Origin of the sequence: Roseibium sp. SCP14 (assembly GCF_040329475.1) — a bacterium.
In the GTDB taxonomy this organism is placed as follows: Bacteria; Pseudomonadota; Alphaproteobacteria; order Rhizobiales; family Stappiaceae; genus Roseibium.
In genome coordinates this window covers 13,882-31,286 of sequence record NZ_JBDZYH010000005.1, presented here as the reverse complement: position 1 = coordinate 31,286, position 17,405 = coordinate 13,882, and the positions used below count along the sequence as shown (strand labels likewise).

The following is a 17,405-nucleotide window of genomic DNA, read 5'->3' as shown; positions in this document are numbered from 1 at the left end:
CGCCGAAGTGGCGGTTTGTGTTGTCGGCACATTGAAGGAGATGAAAGCAGACACGCACGCAACAGCGGGCACTGAGCCACGCTCCTGCAAGTGTCTTGGACAGCTCCGGCATTGGTCCCCTATTTGGGTCAACCGCATCCAGAATCGCTTTCAGTCCCTAAAAGGACGCCGTCGGATCGCGGCACATTAGGGGACGCCTGAGAGCGGATCAAGCACGAAAGCGACATCCTTTGGTTCAATCGGACACATCCGGCAATTCGGCGCCGGTCCGTTGGGTTTTGGGCATTGGAGTTTCTGTATCGGTCAGGTTTGTTTTTGAACCGATTATGTCTTAAGGATCTGCGGTTCTGAATCGGGGGCAACAGGAACTTGAAACAATTCCGGCTAAAATTTCCGGATGTGAAATCAGCAGTCTTGGCACTGCTGTTCCTGCCGTTTGTCTTCAGTGCGCTTGTGCCCCAGGGCTTCATGCCTTCGGTTCAGGCCGAGGGTGGCTTTACGGTCACGCTGTGTACGACCGAAGGCATCAGAACCGTTACGCTTAACGCAAATGGTGTTGAAATCCCGCCTGGCTCTGACGAGGAGCCGGAAACCGGCGCGATGGAACATTGTGTGTTCGCCGGTGTCGGGGCGTTCCTGGAGGCGGGCAAGCAGCCCGAAGTCGCCCTCCCGGATGTCATTGCGCAACAAAAACCTTTCCCGCAGGCCATTGCCTGGCGGCAATCCGCCGTTCTCGGCCAAAACGGCGCCCGCGCGCCGCCTCATGGGGCCTGATCTTCCCGCTTCCTATCTGAATTTCAATTGAAACCGGACCTGCCTGCAGCGTTGCCAGTTCGCGGCTGTTCCGGTGTGGAGATCCCATGAGCAACATCTCTCGGGGCGCCATAGGTGCGTCCACCCCCAACCGCTTTTATCTGGCGGCCTGGCGTTGGCATTTTTATGCCGGACTGTTTGTCATCCCGTTTCTGATGATCCTGGCCGTGACGGGCCTGATCATGATGTATATCGGCTATTTCGACGGCCGTGACGGCGAAAAGATCACCGTGCCGGTTCCATCCGGAGCCGCCGCACTAAGCGTGTCGGCGCAAGCGGAGGCAGCTCTCGCAACCCAGCCGGATGGAAAGATCGTCGAATGGCTCAAGGGCAGGGGCGGCGACAATGTTTCCGTATTCCGGATCAAGACCGATGGCGTCCAGACCATGGTCGCGGTCGACCCTTACACTGGTGACGTGGTTGAGAGCTGGCAACGGCGTCAAGGCTGGTACGACTTTGCCGACGGCATTCACAGCGACCTTATGCTCGGGACGACAGGTGACCGGTTGTTGGAAATCGCAGCCGGGCTGGCGATCGTTTTGATTGTGACCGGCATTTACCTTTGGTGGCCGCGAGACCGCTCCTTGCTGCGTACACTTTTGCCGGACCTGAGCGAACGGGGCCGGGCACTCTGGAAGACGTTGCACGCCAATGTCGGCGTCTATCTGTCGGTGGTCCTGCTGCTCTTCCTGATATCTGGCATGGCCTGGACGGGAGTGTGGGGCAGCAAGCTGGTTCAGGCGTGGAATACCTTTCCGGCTGAAAAATGGAACAATGTGCCACTTTCCGACGAAACCCATGCTTCGATGAACCACGGACCTGTGGGGGAAGTGCCCTGGGCCATCGAACAGACCCCAATGCCCACCTCGGGATCTGAAGCCGGTGTCGTGGGGATCGCCCCCGGCGTACCGGTCACCATTGACAGTGTCGCGAAGCTCGCCGATGCGATCGGCTTTAACGCCCGCTACCGTGTTGCCTACCCGAACGGTGCGACAGGGGTCTGGACGATCAATCAGGATACTATGAGCGCCGATGCCGAAGATCCGTTCTCGGATCGGACGGTTCATGTGGACAAATATACGGGCAGGGTACTGGCCAATGTCGCCTTTGCGGATTATTCGCTTGCCGGCAAAGCCATGGCAGTCGGCATTCCGCTGCATATGGGGTTGATTGGCTTGTGGAACTTCATCTTGAACACGATTGTCTGCCTGTCGGTGATTTTCCTGTGTGTCAGCGGTGTTGCGATGTGGTGGCTCCGGCGGCCAAAGGGGGCTGCTCTTCGCGTGTTTGCTCCGAAGACGCCGGAAAACCTGCCGCATTGGCGTGGCGCGATGATCCTGATGCTGTTCCTGTCGCTGGCCTTTCCGCTTGTCGGCATAACCTTGCTGACTGTCCTGGCACTCGACTACATCCTGGTGAAGCGCGTGCCGGCGCTCCGGAAAGCATTTGGATGAACCTTGTCCGGGCGCTTTTATCAGCGCCCGGTACTTCCAGTGTCTGGACGCGACAGCAGACCGGAAGACGTCGGCATAGTGGGTTGACGGCGACGATTGTTTTCTGGAATGACCTGTCGCAAGACACTGCAATCATGCTGTTCCAGGACATGAAGAAGACAAAGTGCTTGATCAGTTGGAATTTTCCGGAGAGCTGTGGCTCTCGCCCGGATCGGGGGGCTGGACCTTCATCACGCTGCCACAGGATTGTGCGGATCAGATCCGGTTCTACACCGGCAGCAGGAAAGGTCGGGCCTGGGGCATGATCAAAGTGAAAGCCAGCATCGGCTCATCGACCTGGGACACGACAATCTGGCCCGACAAGGCCTCCGGCTCATTTCTGCTCCCGGTCAAAGCTGCGGTGCGCAGGGCGCAGAAGATATCTGCCGGAGATAAAACCGAGGTGATCTTGAGACTCCTGGCACCACCAGGATTTTGAGTGGAGGCTTAGGCCGCGATTGCCCAATCGCCTGCATCTTCACGGGCGCCGATAAGTGCAAGGCCGTTGGCGACCGAGGTCAGCTCGTTGCCGCCTGACATCCGCTCCTGCCCGAACCGGTTGGCAAACTGACGGCGAACCGCGGGAACGAAGGAAGTGCCTCCGGTCATGAACACCCGATCGATATCGTTTTCGGTCAGACCGGCCTTCGCGAGGGTTGCATCCAGTGCCCTGTCCATCCTGGCAAGGTCCGGCGCGATCCAGTTTTCGAAATTCTTTCGGGAGACACTTGCCTTGAAGTCCGGGCCGAGAGGCGCAAAGGAAAATTCTGCTTCTTCTTCAGAAGACAGGAGCGCCTTGGTTTCCGAGACGGACTTGTAAAGCGGATACCCCTGGTCTTCATCGACAAGATCGATGAACAGCTCAATCTTCTCCGGCTCCACACACCAGCGCAGCAGCTTCTTCATTTCCTTGTAGTCGTCGGAAGTCTTGAAGATCGAGAGCATGTGCCAGCGGGCAAAGTTGGAGAACAGGTTGGGTGGGATTTCCAGTACCTTGCCCATGCTTTTATAGGTCGAGCCCTTGCCGAGTTTCGGCAGGATGACATTGTCAATGATGCGATAATCGAACGTGTCGCCGGCAATGCCGATACCGCCACGCCCGAGCGGCGTTGCCTTCAGGTGACCTGCGGACATTTCGAACCGCATGATGGAATAGTCGGTGGTACCGCCACCGAGGTCCGCCACCAGTATTGTGGTGTCTTTCTCGAGAGACTGGGCGTAGGAGAATGCCGCACCGACGGGTTCCATCACGAACAGGATGTCCTTGAAACCGACCTTCTGAAACGCCCTGCGATACCGCTCCATCGCCAGCGCTTCATCCGGATTGTACCCGGCAAATTCCACCGGTCGGCCAACGGTTAGCCGTGTCGAAGATGGATCGAATGCCGTACCAGCGCGCTCGAACGCACACTCAAGAAAAGTGGCCATCAGGTCTTCAAACTCGAACCGGACACCGAAGACGCCTGTGCCCTTGAAAACCGGGCTTGCAGCAAACGTTTTCAGCGACTGGATAAACCGCACGTCGCCGTAACTTTCCAGAAACTGCTTGATCGCCCAGGGTCCCGCCTCGGCATTCAACGCCCGCGCTGCCCCGCGGTCGAGAAAGCTCAGGACCGTTGCAAGCGATGTGAAGACTTCGTTGCCATCTCCGAATGAAATCGGCTGTGTCGCAAAGTCGCTGTCTGCTGAAACCGCCACGGTGTTGGAGGTGCCGAAATCAAGTCCGATTGTTTGGTGCATGGCAATATCCTCGTTGAAACAGCAAGCCGAAGGACCGCCGGGTGCGAGGTGCATTCCCGGCAGGGATGTGTGGTACTGGAATTGGAATGGGCGAGGGGAAATACGCGGGAAACGGTCGAAAGGCAAGGGAAAAGTCCCTCAACAGGCCGTCAAGGACCGTATTCTGAAACCTCAGGCTCAAAAGAAAGAAACAGCCATGGCAATCGAACCGCATAGCCTGTAAGAAGGGCCGGTGCATGTACGTTCAAAACGGTTTCAGTACAAATTGCCAAAACCAGCTCACATATCGCCTTCGCCTGGCGCTTTTTAGTTCATGAATTAACCGCAGGTAAAGTGAATAGAATGGTCGGTGCTGATCGTATGAATGATAAAGTATTCATCTTAATAAGAACTGACAAAAAATCAGATACATCGAATTGGGCGGAGGATGATTCTCTAAGGCGGATAAGTGATTATCGCTATAGCCTGTATGGAGACATCTCGAACGTCAGAGATATTCCGTCATTACATTATTTTTCAGGTGGAAAATGGACGGGTATTTATGATTTTTTCTACGATAATCCGAACTACATTAATAAATACGAGTATTTCTGGTTTCCAGACGATGACATCGAAACGACGCCGGCCGTCGCTGGTCAGTTCCTAGACACTGTTGTTGAAAAGAACTTCAAACTTGCTCAACCAGCGCTCAAGCCTGACAGTTACTATGCTGACCGAATGACAATTGTTAACCCAAGCTTTAGTTTCAGGAACACGAATTTTGTCGAATTGATGATGCCGATCATGCACAGAGATATTGTCAGGCGTCTTTTGCCATTGTTCAAGGACAGGCATGCTGCGCTGGGTTTGGATTTCTTTTGGCATCAATTGACTGACGATCCTGCGAACGAGGTCGCAATCGTTGATGCGACGCCGATGGGCCACTATCGGCCAAGAAAGCAGCACCTGAAATCTAATATGTCAAAAATGCAAATTGACATTATGAAGGAGCGTGATGCGACCTTCCGATTGTTCGAAATCAAGCGTCAAATGCCAGCCATCCTTGCCGGCGAAACCGTCGATGGACGATATCTGAAAAGAGGAGCAAAGCTCTGGTGGGCCTATTTTTCCGGTCTGCAAGAAGTACGGCAAGAAGTTTGCAATCCCAAATGGACATTCTTTCATAGTCTAAAGTTCTTTTCACATCAGGTTCTGAGTAATGCCGTAGTTCCGTGCTACAATAGAAGAGTATATGAAGATTTGCTGCTGAAATCGCGATAACGGTGAGATGATTTTTGTGTGTTGTAGAGTTGAGTGATTGTTGTCGACTGATATGACAAGAAGAGAGAAGTTGTTGTTGAATTTCTTCTTGACGGTGACACAAGTCGGAATACGCCGATCAACATCGTTGAAATTGAATTCTGGATTTTTCTGCGTAGCAAAATATTGGCCCAAATCAGAGAGCTGTTCTTTGAAAAATCCGAGGAAGAGACGTGTCTAGAGTTTGCATTGTCGGCGCTGGCTTCAGTGGAGCGGTCATCGGGAGAGAACTGGCTCAAAAAGGCAGGAAAATACTCGTTGTTGATGAACGCCGGCACGTTGCGGGAAACTGCCATACAGAGCGTGACGACGCGACCGGCATTATGGTTCACAGGTACGGTCCGCATATTTTTCACACGGACGATGAAGAGGTTTGGCGATATATCAGCCAGTTTGGCGAAATGATGCCTTATGTAAATCGCGTCAAGGCGACTGTGAAAGGCCGTGTGTATTCCCTGCCGATAAATCTGCACACGATCAACCAGTTCTTTGAAGCGTCCTTCAGCCCTGATGAAGCAAGAGAATTTGTTCGGTCGCAGTCGAGGGTGGACATATACGACCCGCAGACCTTTGAGCAGCAAGGGCTAAAGTTTGTTGGGGAAGCGCTCTACTACGCATTCTTTGATGGCTACACGCGCAAACAATGGGGTGTCGAACCCAAGAAACTGCCCGCATCGATTTTGAAACGGCTTCCTGTTCGGTTCAACTATAACGACAACTACTTTAGCCATCGATTTCAAGGCATACCGAGGAAAGGGTATTCTGCAGTTGTTGAAGAAATATTGGATCATGACAATATTGAATTGAAATTGAACTGCCGATTTGAAGACTTGAGTGAGGCGTTCCAGCACATATTCTATTCCGGCCCATTGGACCGTTACTTCAATTTCGATTTGGGCCGACTTCAATACCGCACACTTCAATTCGAAGAGATCCGGCAAAAGGGGGACATTCAAGGGACCGCGGTGATGAATTATCCGGACCAGGAAATTCCTTACACGAGAATCTCCGAGCATAAGTATTTCTCTCCTTGGGAAACGGACAAGTTTTCACATTCTGTTGCTTACCGCGAGTACAGTAGTTCTTGTGGTCCCGACGATATTCCCTATTATCCCATTCGGCTTGTTGGAGATAAGAACAAGTTTGAGGAATACAAAGAAAGAACGAAAGACATTTCCGGAATAACCTTTGTGGGGAGACTGGGAACCTATCAATATCTCGATATGGACGCGACCATACGCGCAGCGCTTGATACGGCACAGCAGTTTCTTGAAAGCGTGGATGAGTAGCAGACGCGAGAGTTGAATTATGCATGTTATGCATTCGTTTGTGGTGATCCGGGCGGAAGTGGTGCGTTAGTCTGATGTAAATGACCGGGTCCGACCCGAGAAGTCTGGAGTTGCTACAATTCAGGACCTCCCGGAGAGCCCGAATGAACTTGCGTAAGAATGTCCGATTAACGCGATACGGTCGAGAGCGCCTGGCGTACATGATGCTGAGCGAACATATGCCGGAGAGCGCAGCACGGCTCGCGGGGCGTTAGGCTTCGGACCCATAAAATAGCTATGCAAATCAGTTGAAGTCTGATTCAAGCTCCTGATTGGAGTTTGACGATGTCTGGTGGGTTCTTCTGGCTCAACGATGAGCAGTTTTCAAAGTTGCAGCCGCTATTGTCTAAGCGCAGACGCAAAACCACGCACGAAACACCGGATCAGTTGACGGCTGACGCCAGAAAACCGCGATACCTTTCTATGGTCGAATTTGAGCGCCAAGTTGGATGGAAATATTTAGCAACGGTTATCCTGTAATCGCGATCGGATTTGCGGGAGATTAGGTGAGATGATTAGCTATTCGAAATAGAACGCGCAAATGTGAAGAACTAAGAAATTCGAGCATGTATAGTTGATGATATTACTGTAATCGAAATAAGGTGTGACCAGATTTTACCGTCGGGCGAAAATATTGGGGTGTAAGTTTATTGAGCGTCAATTATTTTTTCGACAACCGGAGGGGAGGTAATACGTGTAATCGAGACGGTCTGTTGACGAGTGATTAAATTGTTGATCGAAAATCGTGTGCTTGATATTCGTAATTTACATTCAATGAAGCTTGGCTCTGGTCTTTGCAACATATGAAAGAGTTATACGAATGAACGATATGATGTTCGCCGTTCCACCAAAGAGCGAATATTTCGATAAAAAAGATATAGAAATTGCTCAAGAAGAAATATTGCTTTTTTGCTGTTTGAAAAATGAAGCAGAAAGAATACCGTATTTTCTTAAGTATTATAGAGAAAAGGGTATAAAACATTTCTTCATCATTGATAATGCGTCAACGGACTCTTCTGCTGAAATTCTGCTGGCGCAAGATGATGTTCATTACTTTTACACGGCTTCCAGCTACAAAGGAAGTTCAGCTGGCCGCCTTTGGTTGCAGGAATTGTGCGACTATTACGGGACCGGTCACTGGTGTTTGACAGCTGATGTCGATGAATTGCTGACTTTCCCAAACTCGGAAGAATTGAGTATTCCTGACCTATGTCAGTTCTTGGACAACGAAGGTGCTGACGGGATCTTTTGTGTATTTCTCGACATGTACTCCGATCGCCCATTGTCCGAGACGAAATATCAACCAGGTGAACCATTTCTGAATACGTGCAGATATTTTGAAGTGGATTCCTATATGTTGAAGCCAGGTGGGAATCCGCCATTTCTGAATGTTTTCGGTGGCCCGCGAAGGAGATCTCTTCCGAGTTTCCCAAAAACGGCCGGCCCCATGATGAAAAAGATCCCGCTGGTGAAGTGGCGTGAGGGGTTCAGCTACATTTATTCGACGCACTCTCACAGGGTCATCAAGTTGAGCTCGATTACCGGGGCACTGCTACATTTCAAGTTTTTCGACTTTTTCATTGAGTTGGCGACAAGAGAAAGCAAACGCGGTGACCGTCGGCAGCAGCAAGATTACGATCACTATGCGAAAAAGGTAGAAAGGGACCCTTGTTTCTTTGGGCCGCATTCCCTGATGTATCAATCGTCTCGTGATCTGGTTCAGCACGGGATCGTCGTGACGTCCGAAAAGTATAATAAATACGCCGTCTCGACGGGCAAGGTCAAAGAAGGTCAAATTGGACGTCCTGCTCTCCAGGGCAAAAATGGTGAAGAGAATTTCTCTAATCCACCTATGCTGAACAAATATGAAGAATTGTCATTGCGGCAACTGCCTTTTATTTGGCCGATCCTGAATAACCCATCAATATTTGCATATTTTTCAAGTAATTCAGTTATCCCAAGTAATTTCGATAATATGAAATTGCTGCAAGACCTACGAAAAACTATCAAGATAGTCGATGTTGATTATCAATACGTTTATGTATTTCTTCCGGAAAATCTTGTTTACAGGCATAAGACTTTGAATTTGTGCATTTCGTGTTTTGCGGAAGGGGAGTTCAAATTTAAAGTAAAACTGGACGGTTCAGATGCTAACTTTTCAATTGCTGAAAATTCCTCTTTACCGTCCGTCTATAAGCTCAAGCACAACCTGACAAATGACAAAAAGGGCAAGAATCATTTGTTTCGGGATATGTGTTTCTATTTGAGTCCGGACGATGTTTTTCCTTTTGACACGGGAGAGTCCCGGAGGTCGAGTGAAAGCAGACAGGTGCTTGGGGCTCCATTGTTGACGGTGTCGGTGTTTAACGCGCAGCCGAACGAGCGATCGGTGAACAAGGTTTCCTCTGCCGAAATGGATGGCGTCGTCGAGTCGGTTGAAAACGGGGTCGCACGGGGATGGATTCGCCACAAGTCACCTGACAAACTTCCGGGGCCGGTTGCCGTTTTCATTGACAATCAACTCGTCGCTCTTGGGGAACTCCGAAACGCCCGCAAGGATCTAAAGTCTTCGCAAGGTGTTGGCTTCGGCTGGAAGGCCGATTTGCCATTAGAGTATTTTTATGAACAAGGCCGCAAAGACATTTTCCTGGATGTCCGACCGCTTGGCACTAATACGTCCCTCAGACGATGCCCGGTTCCATTGCAAGGTAGACGTAGCGTCAGCTGGTCTAATGAGAATGAGGAATGGGCAAAACTTGTTAATGGGTCTTACCAGAAAGTAACACAGCCCGGAAAAGGTAGAAAAAAGGCTGTTCATCTTCGGGAATTGGGCGGCGCTATCAAGAATATCATAATGAGGGCCAGATCAATGAATTGAACTGTTGGCGCGCAATGCGGAGCAGGAAAGTAGTTCAAGCGCCAAGAGTTTACTGAAACAGCATTGACTTGATAGCCGCCACTCCTGCTTGGCGGTCAGTCGGTTTGGTTCGCAGACTTGTTTCTTCATTTTGAGGTTGAGGTTTTGTGCTGTTGTGTTTGACGGCGCATTGGGGCATTCGCTCGACGGTCTGACGGATTGTCGATAGCAAATTGCCGAAGGCTCAAAGTGTCTTTTGCCGCCCGGGCAATCGGTTGCCTGGGCGGTCGGCCATTTTCGTGCTGTTTCTCTCCCAAAGTGCCGGTCAGCGGTAATGTTGCCGCCGGACCCGGCCGCGTCGAGAGTTTCTGGATTGTGACCGGGTGACGGACTCGCACAATTCGACGAGGACGGGTAGGTGCAAAGCCGAGGATCATCGAGCGGTGCCAAAGAATATCAAGGCGCTTTTCACCGGGTGACTTTGATATCCAACAGACGCGCATCATTGGAAACAGGTGACTTTGACAAGCGGGAAAGTACGTGTCCGGGACCGGAAATGTCGACATCTTCTGTCAGCGCGAACTGACCTGCAAGTGCGCAATGTCGCACTGAATGTCTTCCGAGTTCAGGTGAACGCGTGAGCCGGAAGCCCTCGATTGTGGATGAGTAACACCGGTTTCTTACCTAGTCAGTTTGTCCCAGACGGAAAAACTATGACTGAACTGAAGTTGAAAATCCGCGCCGACAGATCGTTCCATTTCCGTAAGCTTTTTCCAAAGGTCCTTCGCTGAGCGACGCCCTTGCCGTTGCTTTTGCTCTTCGATCAGGAAATTTCGATAATTCTTGCTGGATCTGATGAGGCCCAGCTGCAAAAGCTGCAAAGAATCCTCATACCTGACCGAATTTTTGCAAAGTAGGTTTCGGTCAATTCCTTTGGAGAACCCCCTTTGGTAGGTTTCATACTCGCCTGGTGGGCGTTCTCCTCTTGCAACCTCTTTTGATGCATATGCCTCGAAATCGCCCAGAAATTTATAATGCAGGAGGGCTCCCGTTAGATCTGCAAGCGCGCAGGGGGTCATGCTATGGGTCGAATTGAAATATCTCTTGCCGGCGGACCACTTCACAAGCGGAACCTTGCGTAATACCGGCGCGCCGTTCCGGCGGATAATCCCATGCCTGTTTTCATTGTTTTGAAAGAACAGACGATAGCGAACTCCTCCATAAGCACTGACATATGGAAACTTGGCGTTCCACGAAAAATAGTAGGGTGCAGCGTCCAGAAATGGACTGTGCCTTAGAAAATCATCCCCCGGAATGTATTTGTAGGCGTTCAATTCCATTGGATACATGTCGACCATAAGTGTGAAGAGGGCTTCATACGAACGGGACTCGAGATATCCAACGAGCAGTTTCAGATCAAAGGATTCAGAGAGTGGGTAAGTTAGAAGTTCATCGACATCTACGGTCAGGCACCACTTGCCAACCCCGTGCTGGTTTCTAAGGGAAGAAGACCATAAATTGCCGCGTTGGGCTTTCAGGTAGCTTTGCTTGGTATGAAATAGATGAACGTCATTCTGTTCAAGCAAATACTCTGATGTGCCGTCATCGGAACCATTGTCTACGTAAAAAAAGCGGTCAATGCCCAAGTTCCGATAATATTGCAGGAAAAAAGGTAAGCGCTCAAATTCATTGCGTCCGACGCAAAACAACAACAGCTCGTCTTGTTTTATGTTGCTGATGTCATTGTCATCCAATCGCGTCATCATCTCGCCAGCAGGTAAGTCGTTTCGAGATGCGGATCCGAAGCTCGCGTGCGCGGTGTCGGCAATCGTCTGCTCAGCCGGCGTGCCCTTTAAATTCGGTAAGGCGCCAAAGTCCTCCAAGTAGCCATAGTCGTTCATCAGAGATGTCGCTTGAGCATGCTGCTTTCTGAAGTCGGCGCTTATCGATACTTTTCGCGCATTCGGATCGGATCTTACCTCATCCGCAACAAACTTTAGCCAAGTATCATCAACTGACAGGTCAAGAAACTCTGTCAGTTGCTCTATGACATCTGTCGGTGCCGCCAATAGGTCTTCATATCGTAGTTCTATATATTGGTCTTTCGAGAGTTCAGAAGCTTGCTCTCGTATTTCGGTTAGCATTTGCGCCCACAAATCAACATAAGGGTCGACAGAGTCCGGGGCCGCGGTTGTCCCGTTTTTGCCGGCAATTGTGTCCGCGATCTTTGAATAGTCATGCTCGCCACGAGCCAAAAGAAATTGAAAGCCAGCGTGCCCCATCATGCTCACCGACGTTGCTACGCCATTGCGAACAATATGAATGAACTTGCATTCAGGCCATTCTCTTGCCAGTTCGGCGAGATGAAGTCCGTAAGACGGTGTCTTGTCACCCCATATGGTTTTTCCGGAAAGTTTGGCAAATGTCTCGCCCAGCATATCCAGAAAGTCTTTTGGGCTGACACTGTTCTTGTCGCCAAATCGAAGACATAACTCGTTTCGCAAGTCGTCTTCACGAATTCTGTGGCGACGTAAATGCGTATCAAGAATTATTTCTCCGCCTGCAAATCGAAATTTCTTGATAAATGAAATGTATTCATCGACCGAATTACAATTTCTTTCTCGAAAATGCTCCAAGAATTTGGGAATCCAGTGAGTTTCCTTGAACATGAAAACATCTGGGTGCTGGTTAAATATTCTCCAAAGCAAGGTGGTTCCACACCTTCCAGTCCCGACTACACAGATCTTCATGCTCGTTTCGCTGCCTGCCCTATTTGCTCCGTTCGCTACATTACATTGTAGTCCGGCAAATTTATTATCCAGAAACTACCAGAACAGATTCGTGAGGCTTGCGCAGCAGCGCACATATCGGCGGTGAAAGCTTTGCCCAGATTTTGCTCGACGTGTTTTCTCGGTAGAATCTCTTGCACATTTGCCCACCGTTTTGACCGGTGAGAGGAAATGCTGCTTTCAGTCTTGCGCGCTGCCGAACTTCTTTCGGGCGCGTTCCCAGATGTCTTTTTTGGCATCGCTTATGCGCGCCTTGTATGTTGTGTGAACTTCGGCAAGACGCTCTTTGTTTTCATCAATGACTTTCTTCAACATTTCGGGATGAACGATGTCAATGGCCAGGTTTGAATGGGTGGCGGCGGCGCTACTCAATTTGGGGAACTTGTCCAGGCCACTTCTATTGCAAAAAAACAGAATGTTTTGCCGATACCAAAATTTGACCTCTTCATTTGACCAGATTTTGGAACGCAAAACATCTGCAAGTTCGTAGCCAAATTCGTTGAACAGTTTTTGCCAATAGCTCGGATATTGCATGTTGACATGGTTTCGCCCCTTCTGACCTGGTATCGCTGCGGAAAAAATCACGACATCAGAAAGTCGCGTCAAATTTTCTACAAAGGTCTTTGCGGCTTCCGGTGGCAGATGTTCAGCGACTTCAAGTGTCATTGCGACATCGAATCGTCTGCCGACATCGAAAGGTTTTGAAACATCTACCGAACAAGTATTTTCAACGGGAATTAACAATTGGGTGGGGTCCACTTGACCCGACTCAATCCCTAAAATCTCTTTGCACGAACCGAGTCTTTGGAGTGTCCGCAGCCAGGCCCCCGTTCCGCATCCAAGATCTACCACGCTTTCCGGTTCAACAAACTCTAGGATAACCGGTATTACTGCTTCTGCTGAGGTAACTGAACCTTCGCCAATTCTGTCATAAAATTTGCTATCATATGAAGTCATACTGTCCTACCGGTGATATGAGCAGCTTGTGGAAGATGATGAGGGTCAACAGTCCTATACAATAACGGGATAGGATTCTCATGTGTTTTCGAGCGCATGGGCGCTGGTCGTCGGCACCAGAGGCGATCAGCGCCACCCCACGATCCTGGAGCGGCCGAAGTGTCTGCCAGGACGGGGATTTCCTAAAGCTGATTTCGGCAATTATCAGGGGCGTCGTTCGACCCTGAAGAGGGCTTTGGCTGGAGGCAACATGGCTGTGTCATCGGCTCGGCGTCACGATTACCGGGGCATGAGTGACAACGCTACCTGCTGCAGCTGCTTTGCCTTCGGGCATGCTTGCAGACAAATGAGCCTGCAATCCAGTCCGCACAGAACCTAACCGCGGCAAACCAACAACAAGGCCGAGCGCCTCATCCAGATCGGGTTGCCCGGATGACCGTATGCCCGCGTATGGCAAGTGTCTGACCAATGCGCCGCACCGATGCTCACATCGACCTGGCTTTGCAGTTTGTGTCACGGATGCGGTTGCATCAAAAACAGGATGTCTGCCAGTCTGCCCAGATTGAGTCTGGACAATCGGTTGAAGCTTCCAACCCAGAGGCTCTGATGAATGTTGAGGGCAGTTGCAACGCTCACATATTTTCCCCCGATGTCGACGGAACGTGTGGCATTCGCTGAAGGCGAGTTGATCAATGATCTTTGCGCTGCGGTCGGGCGGCGGCGTATCCTGCTTCCTGGTTGTGTTTGTTTGGGGCGGGCGAAATACGATTGGCTTTTCAGGTGTTGTATTGGATGAAACGGCGAATTGCGTCGGAATGCTTTGCGTCGATCGGTCAACTTAGTTTTGATTGTACGCGGCAGCCAACTCAATACGAAGCAGAAAGAGATGAAATTTGGCGTTGCATAAAGTGAAATTTGGGGACGAGCAAACAGACATTCGCCGGAGTGTCGACAATTAACCTATGGGGATTTATAAGCTGCTCTGACCCACCTGAGGAATTCATATGGGTTCTAAGTAGTTTTATGATAATGGGGTGCGCGCAAGGTGGCCGAAGTATTAGTGACAGGTGGCGCAGGTTTTATTGGCGTTAACCTTGTTAAGTTTTTGAGTTCATTGGATAGATATAACGTCACGATATTGGATAACGAGACAACCGGAGATTGCTCAAAGTTAGCTCCGTATGATGTCACGGTTATTCGCGGAGATATTACATCGACAGACGATTTGGAAAGAGCAGTCGACGGCAAAGATATTGTTGTACATCTGGCGGCAGATACCCGCGTTATGGACTCGGTCGAAAATCCCGATTTCAACTTCAATGTCAATGTCGTCGGCAGCTTCAAGCTTTTGCAGACTTGTAGAAAATATGGCGTCAAACGTGTGGTCGCCGCTTCTACGGGTGGTGCGATCCTCGGAGAGGTGGAGCCCCCTGTAAACGAGGAAATGGCGGCACAACCCATGGCGCCCTATGGAGCGTCAAAGCTTGCAATGGAAGGCTACCTGTCGGCCTTTTCTGGTGCGTACGGGGTTCAGTCCTGCGCACTGCGCTTTTCCAACATCTATGGCCCTCTGTCGTTCCACAAAGGATCCGTGGTTGCTGAGTTTTATCGGAAGATATTGCGTGGCGAAGATTTGTTTGTTTATGGAGACGGAAGCCAGGCACGGGATTTTTTATATATTGAAGATCTCGTAACCGGTATCCAAAAAGCCATGGAAAGCACTGCCTCGGGTGCGTATCAGCTGGGAAGCGGCCGGCCGACAACGGTCAATGAACTCCTCGATGTGATCCGTTCGGTGACCGGGAAAAATCCGACAGTTCACTACGAGCCATTCCGGTCGGGGGAATTGCACAGAACCTGGTGCTGCATTGACAAGGCCAAGAAAGTATTTGAGTTCGATGCGCCGACTTCATTGGAAGACGGATTGGCACAGACGTGGGCCTGGTTCAACGAACAGGCAAGCACTTAGGTCGCCGCTGTAATTCGAGCTCACGTTTAAACGGGCGTGGCGCGAGGTTTGGAACGGGCTGCACCGAAATCGAGTGCCTTATTGCTGTAAGAATGAGATTAATTTCTAATAATTCCGCTCAAATTGAACGGAAATGAAGTCAAGGAAGAGAAGATGAAAGTAATAGTTCTCGGCGGTGATGGATTTTGCGGTTGGCCGACCGCCTTGCATCTTTCAAACCGCGGCCATGAAGTAATAATTGTTGACAATCTTTCCCGCAGAAAAATTGACATTGAGCTCGAAGTCGACAGTTTGACCCCAATTCGTCCAATTGGTGAACGGCTGAGTGTCTGGAAAGAACTGACGGGGAAGAATATCCCGTTTCACGATTTTACCGTCGGTCAGCACTATCATCGCCTGTTGACACTCATCGAAAACGAGCGGCCGGACGCGATAATACACTTTGCAGAACAGCGTGCTGCCCCTTACTCAATGAAGTCCCCCGACCATAAGCGGTACACCGTAAACAATAACCTGAATGCCACCAATGACGTTCTCGCGGCGATTGTTGAATCCGGTCAGGAAATTCATCTGGTTCATTTGGGAACCATGGGTGTTTACGGCTACGGAACAGCCGGGATGAAAATCCCGGAAGGGTACCTGAAAGTTACCGTAGATACGAAGAACGGTCCGAGTGAGCAGGAAATTCTTTATCCTGCGAACCCTGGTTCTATCTACCATATGACCAAAACGCAGGATCAGCTGTTTTTCCATTTCTACAACAAAAATGACGGCGTCAAGATTACGGACCTCCATCAGGGGATTGTTTGGGGTACGCAGACAGCCGAGACAAAGATGGACGAGCGGCTGGTAAATCGCTTCGATTATGATGGCGACTACGGCACTGTGCTGAACAGGTTCGTCATGCAGGCTGCGGTTGACTATCCGATGACCGTTCACGGAACTGGTGGCCAGACCAGGGCTTTCATTCACATTCAAGATACTTGCCGCTGCATTGAACTCGCTCTGGAGAACCCGCCGCAGCACGGCGAACGCGTCAACATCCTTAACCAGATGACGGAAACGCATCGGGTGCGGGAATTGGCAGAGATGATTTCGAACTTGACCGGTGCCGAAATCGCATATCTGGAAAATCCGAGAAATGAAGCCGATGAAAACGACCTTCACGTCTCCAATGACCGTTTCTTGGGGCTTGGGTTGGAGCCGATCACACTGAGTGCCGGTCTTCTGGATGAAGTTAAGGAAATCGCGGAAAAGTACTCCGACCGTTGCGACCGGGCAAAAATTCCCTGCGTATCCATTTGGAGCAACAGGTCCTGATCAGATAGCTCATTGATTGGAGTAACGGGGCATGGTGCTTGAAACAGTAAGGCAGCTGCAACTCAAACAGACCGTCAGCCAGCTGAACGAAAGGTTTGAGGGCCATGCCCCGGAAGTCGTGCTAAGCGCCATTGTTGGGTACGAGTTCAAGCAAAGAACGGCTGTCGTCTCATCATTTGGAGCCGAAGCGGCGATCATTTTGCACATGATTTCCGAGATTGATCCAAGCACACCAGTTATCTTCCTGGACACGTTGAAACATTTCCCGGAGACGATTGAATATCGGGATGAGGTGTGTTCACGACTCAATTTGACCGGGCTGAGGGTCGTTACTCCAAAGTTGGAGAGGATTGCCGCTGAGGATCCAGACGATCATCTGTGCAAGGTCAACCCAGACGCATGCTGCCACTTGCGCAAGACGATTCCGATGGTCCAGGCTCTTCAGGAGTTCAATTGCTGGATTACGGGAAGAAAAAGAGTGCATTCAAATGCGCGCGCGCGCATCCGGTTGTTCGAATTTCAAGACAAATGGATTAAAGTAAATCCGCTTTATAATTGGACTGCGCAAGAAGTTAACGAGTATTACTTGCAGCACGATCTTCCGCCTCATCCTCTCAAAGAAAAGGGATATCGTTCAATTGGATGTGCCCCGTGCACAAATCCGACCCAATTGGGCGAAGATGCAAGAGCCGGCCGGTGGTCAGGGCACGAAAAGACCGAGTGCGGAATTCACATCGTTGATGGAAAAATTGTGCGCGCGAGCGCAGATTGAATAAAGCGTCGTAGGCAAGATGACCAGGAAAAGAGCTCTTGTATTTTGAGTAATTGCAAGAAGATCTT

The 17,405-nt window shown here is 50.3% G+C and carries 13 protein-coding genes; 10 read left to right on the top strand and 3 right to left on the bottom strand.

The window, feature by feature from the left end; genetic code table 11:
- Positions 1 to 414: 414 nt before the first annotated feature.
- From ABLQ08_RS20280 to ABLQ08_RS20270, 3 genes are all read left to right on the top strand, one after another.
- Positions 415 to 774, top strand: coding sequence for a DUF2946 family protein (locus tag ABLQ08_RS20280; RefSeq protein WP_352945644.1), 360 nt, complete (start codon positions 415 to 417; stop codon positions 772 to 774).
- An 86-nt stretch (positions 775 to 860) separates the two neighbouring features.
- Entirely contained in the window at positions 861 to 2,267 is a 1,407-nt protein-coding gene (locus tag ABLQ08_RS20275) for a PepSY-associated TM helix domain-containing protein (protein ID WP_352945642.1), read from the top strand.
- 163 nt (positions 2,268 to 2,430) lie between these two features.
- A complete protein-coding gene (locus ABLQ08_RS20270; protein WP_352945640.1) occupies positions 2,431 to 2,745 on the top strand; it encodes a DUF1905 domain-containing protein in 315 nt (104 codons plus the stop codon).
- A gap of 8 nt (positions 2,746 to 2,753) precedes the next feature.
- Here ABLQ08_RS20270 and ABLQ08_RS20265 read toward each other — a convergent pair whose 3' ends face one another.
- Positions 2,754 to 4,046 (bottom strand): Hsp70 family protein, encoded by a 1,293-nt coding sequence (locus ABLQ08_RS20265; protein ID WP_352945638.1) that lies wholly within the window; start codon positions 4,044 to 4,046, stop codon positions 2,754 to 2,756.
- 342 nt (positions 4,047 to 4,388) lie between these two features.
- On the opposite strand from ABLQ08_RS20265, the gene ABLQ08_RS20260 reads away from it, so the two are divergent.
- From ABLQ08_RS20260 to ABLQ08_RS20245, 4 genes are all read left to right on the top strand, one after another.
- Positions 4,389 to 5,306 (top strand): hypothetical protein, encoded by a 918-nt coding sequence (locus ABLQ08_RS20260; RefSeq protein WP_352945637.1) that lies wholly within the window; start codon positions 4,389 to 4,391, stop codon positions 5,304 to 5,306.
- A 212-nt stretch (positions 5,307 to 5,518) separates the two neighbouring features.
- Entirely contained in the window at positions 5,519 to 6,634 is a 1,116-nt protein-coding gene (gene glf, locus ABLQ08_RS20255; protein ID WP_352945635.1) for a UDP-galactopyranose mutase, read from the top strand.
- Positions 6,635 to 6,958: 324 nt separating this feature from the next.
- Positions 6,959 to 7,153, top strand: a complete 195-nt coding sequence (locus tag ABLQ08_RS20250) for a hypothetical protein (RefSeq protein ID WP_352945634.1) — start codon at positions 6,959 to 6,961, stop codon at positions 7,151 to 7,153.
- Between the two features lie 340 nt (positions 7,154 to 7,493).
- Positions 7,494 to 9,551 (top strand): glycosyltransferase family 2 protein, encoded by a 2,058-nt coding sequence (locus tag ABLQ08_RS20245; RefSeq protein WP_352945632.1) that lies wholly within the window; start codon positions 7,494 to 7,496, stop codon positions 9,549 to 9,551.
- Positions 9,552 to 10,210: 659 nt separating this feature from the next.
- Here ABLQ08_RS20245 and ABLQ08_RS20240 read toward each other — a convergent pair.
- Both ABLQ08_RS20240 and ABLQ08_RS20235 read right to left on the bottom strand, forming a co-directional pair.
- The gene (locus ABLQ08_RS20240) at positions 10,211 to 12,280 is read right to left on the bottom strand and encodes a sulfotransferase (protein ID WP_352945630.1); all 2,070 of its coding nucleotides are present in this window, start codon (positions 12,278 to 12,280) and stop codon (positions 10,211 to 10,213) included.
- 219 nt (positions 12,281 to 12,499) lie between these two features.
- Positions 12,500 to 13,276, bottom strand: coding sequence for a class I SAM-dependent methyltransferase (locus ABLQ08_RS20235; RefSeq protein ID WP_352945628.1), 777 nt, complete (start codon positions 13,274 to 13,276; stop codon positions 12,500 to 12,502).
- A gap of 1,045 nt (positions 13,277 to 14,321) precedes the next feature.
- On the opposite strand from ABLQ08_RS20235, the gene ABLQ08_RS20230 reads away from it, so the two are divergent.
- From ABLQ08_RS20230 to ABLQ08_RS20220, 3 genes are all read left to right on the top strand, one after another.
- The gene (locus tag ABLQ08_RS20230; protein ID WP_352945627.1) at positions 14,322 to 15,245 is read left to right on the top strand and encodes an NAD-dependent epimerase/dehydratase family protein; all 924 of its coding nucleotides are present in this window, start codon (positions 14,322 to 14,324) and stop codon (positions 15,243 to 15,245) included.
- A 153-nt stretch (positions 15,246 to 15,398) separates the two neighbouring features.
- A complete protein-coding gene (locus ABLQ08_RS20225) occupies positions 15,399 to 16,565 on the top strand; it encodes an NAD-dependent epimerase/dehydratase family protein (protein ID WP_352945626.1) in 1,167 nt (388 codons plus the stop codon).
- Positions 16,566 to 16,596: 31 nt separating this feature from the next.
- The gene (locus tag ABLQ08_RS20220) at positions 16,597 to 17,337 is read left to right on the top strand and encodes a phosphoadenylyl-sulfate reductase (protein ID WP_352945625.1); all 741 of its coding nucleotides are present in this window, start codon (positions 16,597 to 16,599) and stop codon (positions 17,335 to 17,337) included.
- Positions 17,338 to 17,405 lie beyond the last annotated feature (68 nt).

Excerpts from the sequence above, each read along its gene's own strand:
- ABLQ08_RS20260 (WP_352945637.1), top strand. The coding sequence starts at position 4,389 with ATGGTCGGTGCTGATCGTATGAATGATAAAGTATTCATCTTAATAAGA.
- ABLQ08_RS20220 (WP_352945625.1), top strand. The coding sequence starts at position 16,597 with ATGGTGCTTGAAACAGTAAGGCAGCTGCAACTCAAACAGACCGTCAGC.
- ABLQ08_RS20225 (WP_352945626.1), top strand. The coding sequence starts at position 15,399 with ATGAAAGTAATAGTTCTCGGCGGTGATGGATTTTGCGGTTGGCCGACC.
- ABLQ08_RS20265 (WP_352945638.1), bottom strand. The coding sequence starts at position 4,046 with ATGCACCAAACAATCGGACTTGATTTCGGCACCTCCAACACCGTGGCG.
- ABLQ08_RS20275 (WP_352945642.1), top strand. The coding sequence starts at position 861 with ATGAGCAACATCTCTCGGGGCGCCATAGGTGCGTCCACCCCCAACCGC.
- ABLQ08_RS20245 (WP_352945632.1), top strand. The coding sequence starts at position 7,494 with ATGAACGATATGATGTTCGCCGTTCCACCAAAGAGCGAATATTTCGAT.
- ABLQ08_RS20250 (WP_352945634.1), top strand. The coding sequence starts at position 6,959 with ATGTCTGGTGGGTTCTTCTGGCTCAACGATGAGCAGTTTTCAAAGTTG.
- ABLQ08_RS20235 (WP_352945628.1), bottom strand. The coding sequence starts at position 13,276 with ATGACTTCATATGATAGCAAATTTTATGACAGAATTGGCGAAGGTTCA.
- ABLQ08_RS20240 (WP_352945630.1), bottom strand. The coding sequence starts at position 12,280 with ATGAAGATCTGTGTAGTCGGGACTGGAAGGTGTGGAACCACCTTGCTT.